The 16,838-nt window shown below is 47.6% G+C and carries 15 protein-coding genes and 1 riboswitch; of the genes, 5 read left to right on the top strand and 10 right to left on the bottom strand.

Annotated features, from left to right (window positions below; all coding sequences use genetic code 11):
* Nucleotides 1-139: 139 nt before the first annotated feature.
* The 3 genes from RCH83_RS09020 to prfB form a co-directional block, all read right to left on the bottom strand.
* Nucleotides 140-322, bottom strand: coding sequence for a DUF6435 family protein (locus RCH83_RS09020; protein ID WP_306521176.1), 183 nt, complete (start codon nt 320-322; stop codon nt 140-142).
* Between the two features lie 213 nt (nt 323-535).
* Nucleotides 536-2,062, bottom strand: coding sequence for a lysine--tRNA ligase (lysS, locus tag RCH83_RS09015; protein ID WP_306521174.1), 1,527 nt, complete (start codon nt 2,060-2,062; stop codon nt 536-538).
* A 25-nt stretch (nt 2,063-2,087) separates the two neighbouring features.
* Nucleotides 2,088-3,186, bottom strand: a protein-coding gene (gene prfB, locus RCH83_RS09010) for a peptide chain release factor 2 (protein WP_306521172.1) whose coding sequence is annotated in 2 segments (ribosomal slippage) — nt 2,088-3,110 and nt 3,112-3,186 — 1,098 coding nt in all. Because the reading frame shifts where the segments join, the coding sequence is not laid out codon by codon here.
* A gap of 393 nt (nt 3,187-3,579) precedes the next feature.
* On the opposite strand from prfB, the gene RCH83_RS09005 reads away from it, so the two are divergent.
* Entirely contained in the window at nt 3,580-4,950 is a 1,371-nt protein-coding gene (locus RCH83_RS09005) for a S8 family peptidase (protein WP_306521170.1), read from the top strand.
* Nucleotides 4,951-5,033: 83 nt separating this feature from the next.
* On the opposite strand, the gene RCH83_RS09000 is transcribed toward RCH83_RS09005, so the two are convergent.
* The 4 genes from RCH83_RS09000 to xerD form a co-directional block, all read right to left on the bottom strand.
* Nucleotides 5,034-7,025 (bottom strand): ATP-binding protein, encoded by a 1,992-nt coding sequence (locus RCH83_RS09000; RefSeq protein WP_306521168.1) that lies wholly within the window; start codon nt 7,023-7,025, stop codon nt 5,034-5,036.
* A gap of 114 nt (nt 7,026-7,139) precedes the next feature.
* Nucleotides 7,140-8,867 carry a single-stranded-DNA-specific exonuclease RecJ gene (gene recJ, locus RCH83_RS08995; protein ID WP_306521166.1) on the bottom strand — a complete coding sequence of 576 codons (1,728 nt, stop codon included), beginning with the start codon at nt 8,865-8,867 and terminating at the stop codon, nt 7,140-7,142.
* Nucleotides 8,868-8,876: 9 nt separating this feature from the next.
* Nucleotides 8,877-9,593 (bottom strand): bifunctional protein-disulfide isomerase/oxidoreductase DsbC, encoded by a 717-nt coding sequence (gene dsbC, locus RCH83_RS08990; RefSeq protein ID WP_306521164.1) that lies wholly within the window; start codon nt 9,591-9,593, stop codon nt 8,877-8,879.
* Nucleotides 9,594-9,624: 31 nt separating this feature from the next.
* On the bottom strand, nt 9,625-10,557 hold the full coding sequence (gene xerD / locus RCH83_RS08985) for a site-specific tyrosine recombinase XerD (RefSeq protein ID WP_306521162.1): 933 nt from the start codon (nt 10,555-10,557) through the stop codon (nt 9,625-9,627).
* A gap of 127 nt (nt 10,558-10,684) precedes the next feature.
* Here xerD and fldB point away from each other — a divergent pair, with 127 nt between their 5' ends.
* Both fldB and RCH83_RS08975 read left to right on the top strand, forming a co-directional pair.
* Complete coding sequence (fldB, locus tag RCH83_RS08980; protein WP_306521160.1) at nt 10,685-11,230, top strand: flavodoxin FldB; 546 nt, start codon at nt 10,685-10,687, stop codon at nt 11,228-11,230.
* Between the two features lie 97 nt (nt 11,231-11,327).
* Nucleotides 11,328-11,422: riboswitch (cyclic di-GMP riboswitch) on the top strand.
* 126 nt (nt 11,423-11,548) lie between these two features.
* Nucleotides 11,549-11,917 (top strand): DUF3718 domain-containing protein, encoded by a 369-nt coding sequence (locus RCH83_RS08975; protein ID WP_306521158.1) that lies wholly within the window; start codon nt 11,549-11,551, stop codon nt 11,915-11,917.
* Between the two features lie 71 nt (nt 11,918-11,988).
* On the opposite strand, the gene RCH83_RS08970 is transcribed toward RCH83_RS08975, so the two are convergent.
* Nucleotides 11,989-13,191 carry a winged helix-turn-helix domain-containing protein gene (locus tag RCH83_RS08970; protein ID WP_306521156.1) on the bottom strand — a complete coding sequence of 401 codons (1,203 nt, stop codon included), beginning with the start codon at nt 13,189-13,191 and terminating at the stop codon, nt 11,989-11,991.
* A gap of 11 nt (nt 13,192-13,202) precedes the next feature.
* On the bottom strand, nt 13,203-13,967 hold the full coding sequence (locus tag RCH83_RS08965) for a tRNA1(Val) (adenine(37)-N6)-methyltransferase (RefSeq protein WP_306521154.1): 765 nt from the start codon (nt 13,965-13,967) through the stop codon (nt 13,203-13,205).
* 164 nt (nt 13,968-14,131) lie between these two features.
* Here RCH83_RS08965 and srmB point away from each other — a divergent pair, with 164 nt between their 5' ends.
* A complete protein-coding gene (gene srmB / locus RCH83_RS08960) occupies nt 14,132-15,391 on the top strand; it encodes an ATP-dependent RNA helicase SrmB (RefSeq protein WP_306521152.1) in 1,260 nt (419 codons plus the stop codon).
* A gap of 120 nt (nt 15,392-15,511) precedes the next feature.
* On the opposite strand, the gene RCH83_RS08955 is transcribed toward srmB, so the two are convergent.
* On the bottom strand, nt 15,512-15,694 hold the full coding sequence (locus tag RCH83_RS08955) for a hypothetical protein (RefSeq protein ID WP_306521150.1): 183 nt from the start codon (nt 15,692-15,694) through the stop codon (nt 15,512-15,514).
* A 301-nt stretch (nt 15,695-15,995) separates the two neighbouring features.
* On the opposite strand from RCH83_RS08955, the gene RCH83_RS08950 reads away from it, so the two are divergent.
* Nucleotides 15,996-16,790, top strand: coding sequence for an ABC transporter substrate-binding protein (locus RCH83_RS08950; protein WP_306521148.1), 795 nt, complete (start codon nt 15,996-15,998; stop codon nt 16,788-16,790).
* Nucleotides 16,791-16,838: the final 48 nt, after the last annotated feature.

Genomic DNA, 16,838 nt, shown 5'->3' with positions numbered 1-16,838 from the left:
CCTTGTTTTTGGCAGCACATACAAACAAATTCCCTGTAAAAGGGTATAGCAGCTGACAGCAATAATTGCCGCGAAAACATCAGAGTAAACTAAAAATATTTGCGAAGTAAGTTTCTGAATTAAATACAGAATTACGAGGTTATTTTGTTTTTTCTGCAGCCATCAGCACTTCAAGCTGTTGCCACAATGCTTCACTTTCCGCTGTAAGGTCGGCAAATAAACGCAGGTTACCACTGCGTTGTGCCAACATGGCTTGTTCCAGTTTGGCATCGTATTGACGCCGTAATTTTTTAACAGGATCAGGTTTTAACCAGTTAAACATCAGAAGCTCCAAGGACTGTGGTTTTATAACACTACGCATTGAACAAGCAAAACAGCCAGTTTTTTGTCAAATTTATCCGGCGCCGGGCATCACTTCAGCGGCAAAACGTTCACGCAGCTTCGGCTGTTTTTTATTGTTTTTGCTGCCCTTTGCCTGAAAAACGGCATAAAAAAACCGGCATCAAGCCGGTTTTTTGCTAAGCAACAGTTTGTATTAGCTGCCGTGTTTGTCTGTATGACGCATATGCGGGAACAAAATGACATCACGGATACTTGGTGCGTCGGCCAATAACATCACCAGACGGTCGATACCAATACCCTGACCGGCAGTTGGTGGTAAACCATGTTCCAGCGCTGTGACATAATCTTCGTCATAGAACATGGCTTCGTCATCACCAGCGGCTTTTTGCGCCACTTGCTCGTGGAAACGGGCAGCCTGATCTTCAGCATCGTTCAGTTCGCTAAAACCGTTGCCTAATTCACGACCACCGATAAAAAACTCAAAACGGTCAGTAATTTCCGGATTGTCGTCATTACGGCGGGCCAAAGGCGAAATTTCTGCCGGATATTCAGTGATAAAAGTGGGTTGTTGCAGCTTGGTTTCAACAAGCTCATCAAACACTTCCATCAGAATACGGCCATGGCCATAGTTGGCTTTGACTTCAATGCCTAAAGATTTGGCAAATTCAGCAACAGCTTCACGGCCTGTTAACTGCTCAATTTTCACTTCCGGGTTGTAGTGCAAAATAGATTCAGTCACTGACATGCGCGCAAAAGGTTTACCAAAATCAAAGATATGACCCTGGTACGGCACTTCAGTAGTCCCAAGCACAGACAACGCCAGACCACGGAATAACTCTTCGGTTAAGTCCATCAGGTCGTTGTAATCGGCATAAGCCCAGTAAAATTCCAGCATGGTAAATTCAGGGTTATGCCGGGTTGAAACACCTTCGTTACGGAAGTTACGGTTCAGCTCAAATACTTTTTCAAAACCACCCACCACTAAGCGTTTTAAATACAGCTCAGGGGCAATACGCAAGAACATTTGCATGTCTAAAGCATTGTGGTGTGTCTCGAATGGACGGGCCGAAGCACCACCAGGAATGCTTTGCAGCATTGGGGTTTCTACTTCTAAAAAGCCTTTGCTGTTAAAAAACTGACGGATATAAGCCACAGTTTTTGAACGGATTAAAAAGGTTTTGCGCGACTGGTCGTTCACAATTAAGTCTAAATAACGCTGACGGTAACAAGCTTCCTGGTCCGTTAAACCGTGGAATTTGTCCGGCAGTGGGCGTAATGCTTTGGTCAATAAGCGGATTTCATCCAGCCATACGGTGAGTTCACCAGTCTGGGTTTTAAACAACACGCCGCTACCGCCAACGATATCGCCTAAGTCCCACTTTTTAAAACCTTCGTTGTAGACGTTTTCCGCCAGGCTGTCGCGGGCAACATAAAGTTGCAGTTTGCCGCCAACATCCTGAATAGTCGTGAAACTGGCTTTACCCATAATGCGGCGCAGCATCATACGGCCTGCCACTGTCACGCGGATTTTCTTTTCTTCCAGCTCTTCTTTGCTCAGGTGCTCGTATTGCGCCAGAATTTGATCAGAAGTGGCGTCACGACGAAAATCATTGGGAAAGGCATTGCCCAGTTCACGTAATCCGGCCAGCTTATGTTTACGCTCAGCAATCAGTTTGTTAACGTCCTGATGTTCTTCAATAGGAGTATTCTGTTCAGACATAGTAAGTTCCTGATTTTAAGCTAAATTACAAACCGGCTTTTAAGCTGGCTTCAATAAATTTGTCGAGGTCACCGTCTAATACCGACTGGGTATTGCGGGTTTCCACACCGGTACGCAAATCTTTAATCCGCGAGTCATCCAGCACATAAGAACGGATTTGACTGCCCCAGCCGATATCCGATTTGGTATCTTCCAGCGCTTGTTTTTCGGCATTTTGTTTTTGCAATTCAAACTCATACAACTTAGCGCGCAGTTGTTTGTAAGCATTGTCGCGGTTTTTATGTTGTGACCTGTCGTTTTGGCACTGCACCACTATGTTGGTGGGCAAGTGGGTAATACGCACCGCAGAGTCTGTTCTGTTAACGTGCTGACCACCAGCGCCCGAAGCGCGGTAGGTATCAATCCGCAAATCAGCCGGGTTAATTTCGATTTCAATATCGTCGTCAACTTCAGGCGACACAAACACTGACGCAAAAGAGGTGTGGCGGCGGTTACCTGAGTCAAACGGACTTTTACGCACTAAACGGTGTACACCGGTTTCAGTCCGTAACCAGCCATAAGCATATTCGCCGGTGAACTTGATGGTACAACCTTTAATACCGGCTACGTCACCATCTGTCACTTCATACAGTTCAGGTTTAAAACCTTTGGCTTCACCCCAGCGTAAATACATCCGCATCAGCATGCTGGCCCAGTCCTGAGCTTCGGTGCCGCCAGAACCAGACTGAATATCGAGATAACAATCGCTTGGGTCGCTTTTACCGGAAAACATACGACGGAATTCCAGCTTTGCCAGTTGCGCTTCCAGATCAGCTAATTCCGCCTGGGCTTCAACAAAAGTATCTTCGTCTTCTGCTTCAACCGCGAGTTCAACCAGGCCAGCAACGTCCTCCAGCCCCTGATCCAGTTTGTCGATAGTACCGACAATCTGCTCCAGCGCTGAACGTTCTTTGCCTAAAGCCTGAGCTTTTTCCGGATTATTCCAGACCGCTGAATCTTCAAGTTCGCGCGAGACTTCTTCTAACTTTTCTTTTTTGGCATCGTAGTCAAAGATACCCCCGAAGCACGTTAGTGCGTTCAGTTAAGTCTTTGATACTGTTATAAACTGGGTTGACTTCAAACATGATTTTTAAATGCGCCTTAAAAATAAGGCGGCAATTGTAGCAAAATTTCAGCAGCGGGTGCAGCCATTTCCTATTGCTACTGCAGCAAATGACCGGGTCGGACAGCAGCGGCAACAACAAAACCAACAAGAGTGGCAGCGAATTACCAGTGCGGCTTGTGAAGCTGTTGATAAACGGCAACAGTTTTTGCTGGTTTTACCAGTATGTTCAACCTGACGAACAGCTTGCCAAGTCAAAGATGTTTTACTAATTTAAATAAGATTAGTTACAAATGTATACAATATTCTGACGACTAACATCCAACGACGGTTGTAACAAAAAAGGTTCGTCTGGTGATGGCATCGTCTTTGTCGTGTGATAAACACAGTGGATATCGAGCCAGAGGATCATTTTATGCCCAGTTATAACAAACTCAGTCTTGCCGTTATTTTTGCCTGCGCCGCACCAGGGGCAATCAGTTCAGAACATTCAGCTAAAGTATTGGCCGCTTTGCAGGCCGGTAAAGCCCATGTTGCTCAGGAACTGATCATTCAATACAAAGCGGGTGCAGGTGCAGGTTTAAAACAGCAAGCGCTGGGTAAAATTGCCGCGACACCAGCTGAGGTTTTATTGGCAGCGCATCAGCGCCGTGACAAACAAGGCGATTTGCAGCTGGTCAGAGTGCCCCAGGGCAAATCCTTGCAACAGGCCATTCAAACCTTAAGTTCAGACCCGGCAGTTGCTTTTGTTGAACCCAACTGGATTTACAACCATGCAGCGACCAGCAACGACACTTATTACAGCAGCGGCGCTTTATGGGGTATGTATGGCGACGGCAGCAGTCCGGCCAATCAATACGGCTCACAAGCCGCTGAACAATGGGCCGGTGGTAACACAGCTTGTGGTGATGTCTGGGTTGGTATTATTGACGAAGGTTATATGTTCAGCCACGAAGATTTAGCCGCCAATGCCGGCAAAAATCCGGGTGAAGTTGCAGGTGATGGCATTGACAACGATGGCAACGGTTATGTCGACGATGTGTATGGCTGGGACTTTGCCGGCAATGATAACTCAGTGTTTGATGGTGCAGGTGATGACCACGGCACTCATGTTGCCGGCACCATTGGTGGTGTTGGCGGTAACGCCAAAGGCGTGGCAGGTGTCTGCTGGAGCGTCAAACTATTTAATGCCAAGTTCCTCGGTAACAGAGGTGGTACCACAGCTAATGCAGTGAAGGCTGTTGATTATATGACCGACATGAAAACCCGTCACAACCTCAATATGATTGGCACCAGCAACAGCTGGGGTGGTGGTGGTTTTTCTCAGGCGTTGCAGGATGCCATTGGCCGGGCTGATGCTGCCGGCATGTTGTTTATTGCCGCAGCCGGTAATGATGCTTACAACTGCGACAGCGGCTCCAATTGTTACCCGGCTGAATATCCAAATAACAACCTGATTGCAGTGGCTTCAATTACCAGCAGCGGTGCTATGAGTTCGTTTTCAAGCTACGGCAGCAGCACAGTGGATATTTGTGCACCGGGTTCAGCTGTGATGTCGACGGTGCCAAAATCATCCAAAGGCAAAGTGATTTCTGCTTATGCCAGTTATAGCGGCACCTCGATGGCTACACCTCATGTTTCGGGCGCAGCTGCTTTATATAAAGCATTAAATCCGGCAGCAAGCCATATGCAGGTGAAAAACGGCATTCTGAGTCAGGCCGCGCCAACAGCATCCTGTAATGGCAAAGTTAGCAGTAACGGCCGGTTGGATGTCAGTGGTTATTAAGTCATTCCGAAATTGCAAAACTGTCCCCTGCCAATGGGGCTGATACCGGACAAGGCCAGCAAAGCTGGCCTTGTTGTTTTTATTCAGTCTGTCACTGATGTTGACAGCGGAAACAACAGATAAAAACACGTGCCTTCGCCCGGTGCTGACGTAAAACCAATGCTGCCCTGCATCGATTCTGTGAGTTGTTTGGACAAAGCCAGACCAAGTCCGGTACCGCCCTTTTGCCGGGAGTCGCTGGCATCTGCCTGTGAAAAACGCTGAAAGATAAGAGTTTTAAACTCATCAGGTATACCACAACCAGAGTCTGTCACACAGATCTTCACTTGCTGTTGTGCCTGCTCCACGCTAATCACAACCTCGGCATCGGAGGGCGAAAACTTCACCGCATTTGAAATCAGATTTGCCATTATTTGCGCAAAACGGTACTTATCAATCTGGATATGCAGCAGCTGCGCACTGTCGGTAAAGTGCAATGCAAGGGTAACATGACGTGCCTGCCCATATTGGGCATTGTCGGCCACACTTTGTTGTACCAGACTGACCACGGCATGGCGCTGCAATTCAAACTGCATCATACCGGCTGAGAGTTTTTCAATATCCAGCAGATCGTTGATAAGGCTGGTCAACCGCTGACAGTTATTATTAGCCAGCTGCAGCATATGTAACATCTGCCCTGATAAAGGCCCAAGACAACCGGACAACACCAAAGCCAAGGCACCGCTGATAGAGGTTAACGGCGTGCGCAGCTCGTGGCTGACAGTAGAAACAAATTCGTGTTTCAGCTGTTCCAGATGTTGTCTTTCGGTAATATCCTGAGCTGAAGCATAAATTTTGCAAGTGGCAGGATCACGGATAGAGGACCACTGCAAAGTGACATAATGACCTTCTTTATGCAGGTAACGGTTAATAAAACCCGAAGCGGCATTGCCCTGATGAATGTCGATGACAACATCTTCGGTTGGCGCTAAATCTGCCGGATGAATAAAATCAGTAAAAGGTCTGCTTAACAGTTCTGCTTCGCTGTATCCCAAAATCCGGCAAAATGCCGCATTAACCCTTTCAAAATAATTGTCATCATTGGCGATACAAAGAATATCCCGTGACAAGGTAAAAAATTGCTGCAGCTCACAACGAATGTGTTGTTGCTCGGTAATATCCTGCACCGAACCTATCAGCCTGGCGCCCTGCACTCCATCGGGCGCTGTCCATTTGGCCATTTCATGTACCCAGCGCACTGTACCGCCCGGTAACACAATACGGTGAATCACATTATGTTCACCACCTTTGGCGGCCAATGCTTCACTGTTTAGCACCAACGCCATATCTTCCGGATGAATACAGCGGTAAAACAGCGCTCTGTCCGGTGTCGTCAGCTTCGGATCCACGCCAAAAATCTCATACACCATCGGCGACCACCAGAGTTCACCTGAACCCATATTGGCTTCCCAAAAACCAATACGGGCGTGGCGACTGGCCATATCCTGACGTGCCAGCGACAACTGATAATCCTGCTGCAAAAGCAAATGCTGGCTGAAGGTATGTACTGTACTGGCAACAGAGGCCATAGCAGTGACAAAATGTTGTTCGTCCACTGTCCAGTGCCTTTTATTGCGCACCTGCTCAACACAAATCACGCCACACAAACCCTGATCCGACTGGATCACCGCATCCAGCATCGAACAGATATCGGCAGACTGCAGATAACCATCATTAAACTCAGCAGTTGCCGGATGTTGTGCTGCATCAAAAGCGCTAATTAACACGTCCTGACTTAACGCCTGAAAATAACGGGGGTATTTACTGCGTTGCAGGCTGGTACCCTGTTGGTGAGATTTACTTTGATACTGAAATAAATCAATGCATTGCAATACATCTGCTTCACAGAATAACCAGACACTGACTCTGTCGGCATATAATGCATGGCTGATTTGTTCGGTCAGAAACTGCCAGGCTTTGAGGGTATCGCTGGCAAACAACAAAGGAGAAGCCAGAATTTGTGCCTGTAAGGCTAATAATTGCGGGCCTTGCCTTGGGGGAGTTCCGCCTGGAGCGAACGATGGCACCTGGGTCATGAATGCGTTACGCCTGGGGATTTGTTGTCTTGTGTTGATAAGTTTTAGCAGTCTTCGACAGCTGCGGCAAGCAACAGCGCCTGAGTTGCCGCTGCCATAGTCAGCGGCTAAAACCTAGATTGCCACCATCTGCCGCACCAGCAGCTGCAGGTTTTGTTGTTCACGAAAGTCGTTGATATCCAGCTGATAAGCCAACTGCACTTGCTGCACACTGGCGTTCGGCCAGGCTTTATTGTCAGCATTAAACCAGATGGCATCCACCAGCTTACCGTCACTGGCCTGTAACATCATTTTTAAATGTTTATCGGATAATAAACGCTGTTGCACCAGTTTAAACTGCCCTTCAAACACCGGTTCAGGAAACGCCTGTCCCCATGGGCCGGCCTGTTGCAGCAAGTCAGCCATTTCAACAGTAAGATGTTCAGCTGCCAATTCACCATCGGTATAAATCACAGCCGTCAGCAGCTCGGGTGTCAGGTATTTTTTGGCAACAGTACTGAGCACCTGCTGAAAAGTGGCAAGCTCTGCTTCAGCAATGGTCAAACCCGCCGCCATGGCATGGCCGCCAAACTTTTTAATTAAACCAGGATGTTGACTGGATATTTCTTCCAGCAGATCACGGATATGTACACCATGAATAGAACGGGCTGAACCTTTGAGCTCACCATCGTCACCTCTGGCAAAAGCAATCACAGGTCTGTGGTACAACTCTTTCACCCGTCCTGCCAGAATACCAATCACGCCCTGATGCCAGTCGCCTTGATATAAACACAAACAATCCGGTAATTCGTTGTCTTTAAAAGACAAACGTTGCAAAAACGCTAAAGCTTCAGCCTGCATGCCTTGTTCTATTTCACGACGCGATAAATTCAGACTGTCCAGCTCAGCCGCCAAACGCCTTGCGGTATTCAGATCAGGTGACAACAAACAGGCAATGCCCAACGACATATCATCCAGCCTGCCGGCTGCGTTTAACCTTGGCGCTAACGCAAAACCAAAATCCTGTGCCGTCAGTTTTTCCGCTTTACGGTTGGCAACATCAATCAACGCCTGAATACCAGGCCGCACTTTACCTGCTCTGATCCGCTGCAAACCCTGATGCACCAGAATACGGTTGTTGCTATCCAGCGGCACCACATCGGCTACAGTGCCAAGCGCCACTAAATCCAATAAATCGGCCAGATTAGGTTCAGCCATATTGGCAAAATGCCCTTTGTCACGAAGTGCTGCTCTGAGTGCCAGCAACAGATAAAAAGCAACACCAACACCCGCCAGCGCTTTACTGGCAAAAGGACAACCAGGCTGATTAGGATTGACAATAGCATCGGCAGCCGGTAATTCGCTGCCCGCCAGATGGTGGTCTGTTACCAGTACCTTCACGCCGGCTTTTTTGGCAACTGCCACCCCTTCAATAGCGGAAATGCCGTTATCGACGGTAATAATGAGCTGCGCCCCTTCCCGGATTGCAAGTTCAGCCATTTCTGCTGACAAACCATAACCAAAAGCAAACCTGTTGGGCACCAGCGACTGTAAATTTAAAAAACCAAAAGCTGTTAAGCCGGCCAGCAACACAGCGGTGCTGGTGGCGCCATCGGCATCAAAATCACCGACTATGACAATTTTCTGTTGTTGTTCAAGGGCGCTGACTAATATAGCCGCCGCTTCGTTGATGCCTTTAAGCTGCTGGTAAGGTAATAAATTTGCGGCAGAGCGCTGCAGCTGTGCTGGCAACCCAATACCACGGTGCGCATAGAGCCGCTGCAACACCGGATGCACAGGCAACAAAAAGGCCGCTTCGGTTTGCACCGGGCGGACCTGTAATCTTTTTTGGCTGAATGTCATGCAGCTGGCTTATTTAGCCAGATTGGCAAGAGTTGCCACCAGCGCTTCGGCGGGCTGATAACCAGGGATCAAGGTGCCATCCGGCAGCACTATGGCTGGTGTACCGCTGATGCCAAAACTCTGTCCTGTTTCATATTGTTCTGCGACATTATTGGCACATTGGACAGGCGCAATTTTACGACCTGCTTTGGCCTGATTCATTGCCTGCTGTTTGTCGTCAGCACACCAGATAGATTGTAATTCGCTGTAAGTTTCGCTCGGCACACCACCGCGCGGGAAAGCCAGATAACGTACCGTGATGCCTTTATCCAGATAAGTCTGCATTTCGTTATGCAACTTACGGCAATAACCACAGCTGGTGTCGGTAAAGACTGTCACCACATATTTTTCCGCTTTTGCTTTAAATTCAATGCTGGAATTTTTTAACTTGCTGACCCCGGCTTTACGCACATCCTGCAATATAGAGTCGTTAACTAACTGTTTGTTTTTTAAATCGTAAATATTGCCTTCAATTAAAAACTGACCATTATTGGCGGCAAAAAATAACCCTTTATCGGTCAACACCTGCTGCACGCCAGGTACCACTGAATCTGCTACCGAATTCACTTTAAGGCCAAGCGCGGCCAGTGATGTCTGTAATTCTGTACCTTGTGGCAGTTTTGCCGGTACTGCAAAAGCCTGCGCCGTCACCATCGCCATCATCAGGCTTACAACCATCATTTTCATCGTTTTATTCCCGTTTTTATTCATCAGTACATCAGCCTCGAGGATGATGTTGTTGGTGGATCTTTTGCAAGCGTGTCTGCGCTACATGTGTATAAATTTGTGTGGTGGATAAATCGCTATGCCCTAATAACATCTGTACGACCCGCAAATCAGCGCCATGGTTCAACAGGTGAGTGGCAAAGGCGTGCCTTAACGTATGTGGTGACAAAGGTGCGCTAATACCAGCGCGCTGCGCATAAAATTTTATCCGGTGCCAGAAGGTCTGTCTTGTCATTTCACAGCCTCTGTTGCTTGGAAACAACACATCAGACTGTTGTTGCAACAATAAACCCCGGCCTTGCAGCAAATAACGCTGCAACCATTCACTGGCCACTTCACCTATTGGCACCAGCCGCTCTTTACTGCCTTTGCCAAGCACCCTTATCACGCCCTGACGTAAATTCAGTTGTTGCATGGTTAAACTACAAAGTTCACTAACCCGCAAACCTGCCGCATACAGCACTTCCAGCATCACTTTGTCGCGAAACTGGATCACATCATTGACATCAGGTGCTGTCAATAAGGCATCAACATCGGCCTCAGACAACGACTTGGGCAAACTGATACCAATTTTTGGATTCAGCAATAACGCCACCGGATTTTCAAGGCAGAGTTTTTGTTGATGTAACCACTGATAAAAACGCCGCAAACTGCTGAGCGCTCTCGCCGTGCTGCGGGCTTGTAGCCCCAGATCATGGCGATACGCCAGATAATGGTTCAGCACATCAGTGCTGACATCCGGCAACAGATACTGCTGTGTTGCGGCAAATGTGGCAAATTTACGTAAATCAGTGCCATAAGCGGCGAGTGTATGGGCACTGACACCTTTCTCCAGCCACAGCTGATCCAAAAAACGCTGAATAAGCGCCAAAGTAGCGGGTGCCAACACCGGCTTGTTATCTGCTGTGACAGCTGCTGTTGTCATACTTCACCTTATTGCTGCGGCACCTTTTGCAGCCTGCGCATTTTGCTGCAGTACCTTGCTTTGAGCGGACACTGTCATCTGTTAAACTGCCGCCCAGCTTCAAAAAATAACCTGACGCAGGTTTGTTATGTCATTAAAAATTGCGGTTTTTTACGGTTCGACCACCTGTTACACCGAAATGGTGGCGGAAAAAATTCAGGTGTTACTTAATGCTGATCCTGCTTTACCGGCTGGCAGCAGTGTAACACTTCATAATTTAAAAACGCAGCCTCTGGCTACTATGGCAGGTTATGACGTCCTTATTCTTGGCATTTCTACCTGGGATTTTGGCGAACTGCAGGAAGACTGGGAAGCACAATGGGATGACATCGCTGCTGTTGATCTGAACGGCAAAATTGTGGCCATTTATGGTATGGGCGATCAACTTGGTTATGCTGAATGGTTTTTAGATGCTGTTGGTATGTTGCACCAGGCCATCAGCGAGCAAAATTGTCAGCGTATTGGTTTTTGGTCGACCGAAGGTTATGACTATATCAGCTCCAAAGCTGTCACCGAAGATGGTGAATGGTTTTATGGCCTGGCGCTGGATGAGGAAAACCAATACGACCAGACCGACGAGCGATTGATCCGCTGGCTGAACCAGTTGCTGGATGAAATGGCAGAACTGGCCTAATCAGCCTGAACGCCGCTGCTGGTCTGAACTGTGCAGAAAAAAAGCAGAAATGTTAAAAAATCTCTTGCACAGGTACAAAGCTTTGCATAGAATGCGCGCCACTGAAGGGCAAGTCAGTCGAAAGACTGAACACGCAAAGCCACAGATCTAAAAGTAATTCAATGAGTTACTCATGATAGCTGGGTTACCGTCGTCAACAGACGATGTCAGAACACCACATCAGCTTATTGCTGTTGTTGTGCCTGAGTGTTCTCCTCTGACTGCCACTTCTGATCCATTTTGCCTTGATTGCAAACAACCCTGGAACCGGAGCTGGCCATGAAATTAAAATTTTTACCTCTGATTGCTGTATTCGCTACACCATTTGTAACTACCACTGCAACCGCTGGTGATCAGGTCGCTGAATCTCTGTGTTCATACATTGCCGCCAATGATAAAAACAATCTGCGTAAGACTTTATCTGACAGCCGCCTGCGTCTGAAAAATGTGTACGACGGTGTGACTTGTGACGGTTTACCGATGATCCGCTTTGCTATCAAACACAACGCAGCTGACACAGCAGAATTTATTATCAAACAGTTACCAGGCAGCTTTATTGCCAAAATGGGTGATGCTGAATGGGCCGCCAGCAATGGTTTTGCCTCATCTCCAGTGATTGAAACGTTAAAAGCACGCAGCTCAAGCTAAACACTTTGTATCAATGATATTGATTGGAAAAGGCGCCTGAGGCGCCTTTTTTATTACTTAAAAACCATTATTTATGCCGGCAGCGACAACAAAGCTAAATCAGCGGCAAGGCCGGACTGCTGCCACCACAGTCTGATGGGTTCACTGGCTTTCACCAGCGCCACAGAGTTACAACCATTAAAACGGGCATAATCTGACAGCGCCTGCTTTAAAGCCAAAGCAAGCTCAGCAGTGAGCTTTACCTCTGGCAACAATACTAAATGTTGTAATAACAACACGCCGCTTTTGCGTTCGGCTTTCACATCCAGCTGGCCAATAAAATCTCTGCCATATAAAACCGGCAAGCTGTAATAACCAATTTTACGTTTTGCTTCAGGTACATAAACTTCAATTTGATAATCAAAATCAAACCAGTGTTGCAGCCGCTGGCGCTGGATCAGCAAATTATCAAAGGGGTTTAATAAGCAGATTTGTTTTTGCGCCCGACTGGGCGGTAATAAATCGTTTTGCCAGAAATAACGCTGATTCTGATAGTTAAAAGGCGTCAGTTTACCCGCTTCCACTAGTTGCAACAGACATTGTTCAACAGCAGCTTTGATGCCGGAGCGCAGATAACAGATTTGCGCCACTGAGCCAAAACCATGACTTTGTAGGTATTTTTCGACCAGATGCGCGGCAAATTCATGGTCGTCCGGTACACGGCAATCCAGACCTGGTGGCAGTACTCTTTCAGTTAAATCAAACACTTTTTGAAATTTGTCACGGCGCACCACCATCAGCTCGCCTTGCATAAACAACTGCTCCAGCGCTTGTTTAGCCGGTTGCCAGTCCCACCAGGGGCCATTTTTGGCGGTAGTAGCGGCAAAATCGCCGGCTTTGAGTGGCCCTTCGCTACGAATACGAGCGAGCACTTCACGCATTTGCTGCTGATTGACATCAAACCAGTGTTTTTTGCCTTCTAACAGTTGCTGCTTGCGATACAAGCTAAAACGATAATCAGCCATCGGCAAATAAGCCGCCGCATGGGACCAATATTCAAAAATCTGTTTTTTTGCCAGCAGTTCATCCAGCCAGACCGGTTGATAATCAACCACTCTGCTTGCCAGCACATGGTGATGTGCCCTTTGCACCACATTGATAGAGTCAATCTGCACATAACTCAGTTGCTGGATGCTTTTCAGTGTTCCGGCTTTGCCTTTGTTTTTGCGCAATAAACCTTGTTGCTGCAAATTCAGCAAACGAAATTCCCCCGGGCTTAACGGCAGCTTATCCATCGCTCTTTTCCTTAAAACTTCAGATAAAAATCACGGAGTAACCAGCGGTATTGTTCACTGTAACCGCCATCTGCCTGATGGATCACCAAAGTATCTTCGTTCGTGTTTTGCGCGTCCACCGGCGAAGTTGGTGTTGGAGCTATCAGTTGGTTGCTGCGGCTTAAGGTCAATAATGTGCGGATTGGCATTTTGCCAGGCAGAGTGCTGACCAGAGTGCGGCGCTGTAAGCACCAGCCACTGGCAAGGGCCAGCTGCAACAACTGTTCAGCGGCTTCACAAGGTAATATCAGACTAAAAAGGCCATCGTCTGCCAATAATAAAGCTGCGGTTGCCAATAAAGCGGCAAAAGACAATGAATCTGTGTGTCTGGCTTTGGCACGTTGTTGATCTTTGGAAACTAAGGCTGCGGCAAAAAATGGCGGATTACTGATAATCAGCTGATAGCGCCTGTGATCCAGATGGTCACAACTATCCGGATAGGTTAGAATGTCGCGTTCGATCACCCGGATCCTGTTTGCCCATAAACTTTGGCTGACATTGCTTTTGGCCTGAGTGGCAGCTGCGCTGTCGAGTTCAACGGCGTCCAGTATCACAGATGGTAGTGTACGTTGTGCCAGCATCAGACTTAAAATGCCGCTGCCGCAACCTATATCAAGAATGGCGCCTTTTTGTGGTACTTCTGCCCAGGCGCCTAATAATAAAGCGTCAGTGCCGACTTTCATCGCACAGGCGTCGTGATCGACATAAAATTGTTTACAGCGAAAACCAGCGCTCATAACACACCCGGGGATCAACTAAATTCAGTGAGGTTGCTGTTGTGCGACCTCAAACCGCAAGCAGTGTACGGCATCCACCATCAGGTTGTCAGCCCGCATGATGTCACAGAGCGCTTGCCCGACTAAAGTTAACTTAATGATTTGTTTAAAAAGGTACTGCGACTGTGACTGACGATATCAGCCAAGTAGAAATAACCTCATTTGCCGATTTTCAGTTTGATGATGACATCAATAAAGCGCTGACCTTCGGCGGCTTTTCCAAACCAACCAGCATCCAGCAACTGGCCATTCCGCCAGCCATGGAAGGCCGGGATATTCTGGCAAGCGCACCAACAGGCACAGGAAAAACCCTGGCCTTTTTGTTGCCGGCTATTCAATATCTGATTGATTTCCCACGCCGTGACCCGGGTTTTGCACGGGTGTTGATCATGACGCCAACCCGCGAGCTGGCTTTTCAGATTTTTGAACAAATTAAACTTTTAACCCAATTTACCGAGTTAAACGCCGGTGTGATTACCGGTGGTATTAACTACGGCAGCCATAAAGAAACGCTGGAAAAAAACAACGACATTCTGGTGGCAACACCGGGCCGTCTGATTGAATACATGAATGAAGAAAGTTTCCATGCCGACGAAGTGGAAGTGTTAATTCTTGATGAAGCCGACCGCATGCTGGACATGGGTTTTGTTGGTGAGATGGACCGCATTATTTTAGAAGCCAAACGCCGTCGTCAAACCATGCTGATTTCCGCCACGCTGGAAGGTGTTGCCATCAGCCGTTTTTCCCAACGGGCACTGAAAGAGCCGTTATTGCTGGAAGCTGCGCCCCCCCGCCGTGAAATGGGTAAAATTACCCAGTGGATCCATTTAGCGGACGACGCTGATCACAAGCTGGCTTTATTAAAACATTTACTGCAACAACCTGATTTTACAAAAGTTATTGTGTTTGTTAAAACCCGCGAGCGTTTAGCCACTTTAAGCGGTTTACTTGAAGCTGCCGGCTTAAAATGCTGCTGGCTACAAGGTGAAATGCCACAAGACAAACGGATGCAGGCAGTTTCGCGTTTTAGCAACGGCCAGGTACGTATTTTACTGGCAACAGACGTCGCTGCCCGAGGCCTGGATATCGACGATATCAGCCATGTGATTAACTACGATATGCCACGCACTGCCGACATTTACGTGCACCGTATTGGCCGTACCGGCCGTGCCGGTAAAAAAGGTGTGGCTATATCTTTGGTGGAAGCCCACGACATTGGTGTGGTTGGTAAAGTAGAGCGTTATACAGAACAAGCGTTAAAACGCCGTGTCATTGAAGAACTGCGCCCGAAACACAAAGAAGCCAAAGCACCAGGTAAAGTGAAAAAACCAAAATCAGTTGCCAAGAAAAAAGCGCTGAAAAAGGCAGCCAAAGCAAGAGGTTAAGCTTTTTCTGCAAAGTACTGAGCTTCACTCAGCAACCATGGCTGTAACAGCAAACTGAGCTTTGCCCAGGCAATAGCGACAGCAGCACTTTTACCTAAAAAATGGCAGTGTCAAACACTGTCATTTTTTTATGCTGTCCTTAAAAGCGTTTTGCATTCCGGCATTCCCAATCCGCTCCAGACACTGGCGCTGATAGTGCCACCAGAGCCGGACAACATAGGTTTTATCAGCTTTTGCCGCAATTCCCGCCCGAATCCTTACAAAAAGAAAAAAGCCGCCCCAAGGGACGGCATAAAAAGACATCGCTTTGCAGCTTTATCTAAAGGTTCCATACAACAGAAGTGTCAACATTATTGACGCCGCAGTTATACCTGCTACCGGGCAAAAAAACTGTAGCAAAATGTGCAAAAACGACACAGTGTCAAAGGCCATCTCTGCCGGAATACCGCCCTGGCAAGAGTCCTACTACATAACGGCGCTGCGGCAAAAAAACCGGAACATCTCAACACAAATCGCCGCCGGCTTGACTGCACAGATTTGTACATTATGACGGCAACTTTTCTGCTAGGCTAAAACACTGTGTATGATTCGCTTGCGGAAACTGATGACAATCAAGCTGTTAAGCCGGCATTTTTCCCTATTACTGGCTGCTGTTTTGCTGCTTTGGTCGCTGATGCCTGCAACCGGGAGCGCCAGACCCCTGCTACAGGTGGGGATAGGGTACAACGACCAGATCAACAAAAGTCCACAGGGCAGCTCTTATACCTTTGAAGTGCTGCTTACCTATCATCTGCTGACCCAACTTGGTTATGAAATAAACTTTGTGATGGCGCCTTATGCCAAATTGGCGGAATTATTGGCGCAGCAAAAACTGCATCTGGCCACCCGCCAGTCAGGACCGGCAAATCCGACGTTGTATTACAGCTGCCCTTATACCACTTTTAATAATCAGGTATTTGCTTTAACCAGCCTGAAAAGCAAGGTTAGCCAAATATCTGATTTAAAACATTATTCCATTACAACTTTTCAAAATGCCCGCCATGTGTTTGGTACTGATTTTTATAAGATCAGCGCAGAAGCCAAAGCTTATCAGGAAGTGATGGACCATACTCAGGCCGTGCAAATGTTGTTAAAAGGCCGCACACAACTGTTGATCCTCGACAAAAATACTTTTTACCGCCGGCTTGCTGAGCTGAAACAACCAACAAGCCTGGTGCAAAGTTTTGATGTATTGCCCAGGGTGCAATACCGGATAGGGTTTTATCAACCACAATTGCAGCAGCAGGTGGACAAGCTATTGCAACAATGGCAGGCGTCAGGTCAGTTGGACAACCTGAGGTTGCAGGCTCGTGTTTCAGCACCGGAAATAGACAAACTGTTACGTCGTCATCAGCACTGACACCTGGCATAACACGCTGATTTTTATGCCGATACCAACATCATTGCG

The sequence above is a fragment of the Rheinheimera sp. genome (assembly GCF_030824435.1).
Taxonomy (GTDB): Bacteria; Pseudomonadota; Gammaproteobacteria; order Enterobacterales; family Alteromonadaceae; genus Pararheinheimera.
The sequence above is the reverse complement of the archived record's forward strand: the minus strand, read 5'-3'. Positions and strand labels throughout refer to the sequence as shown.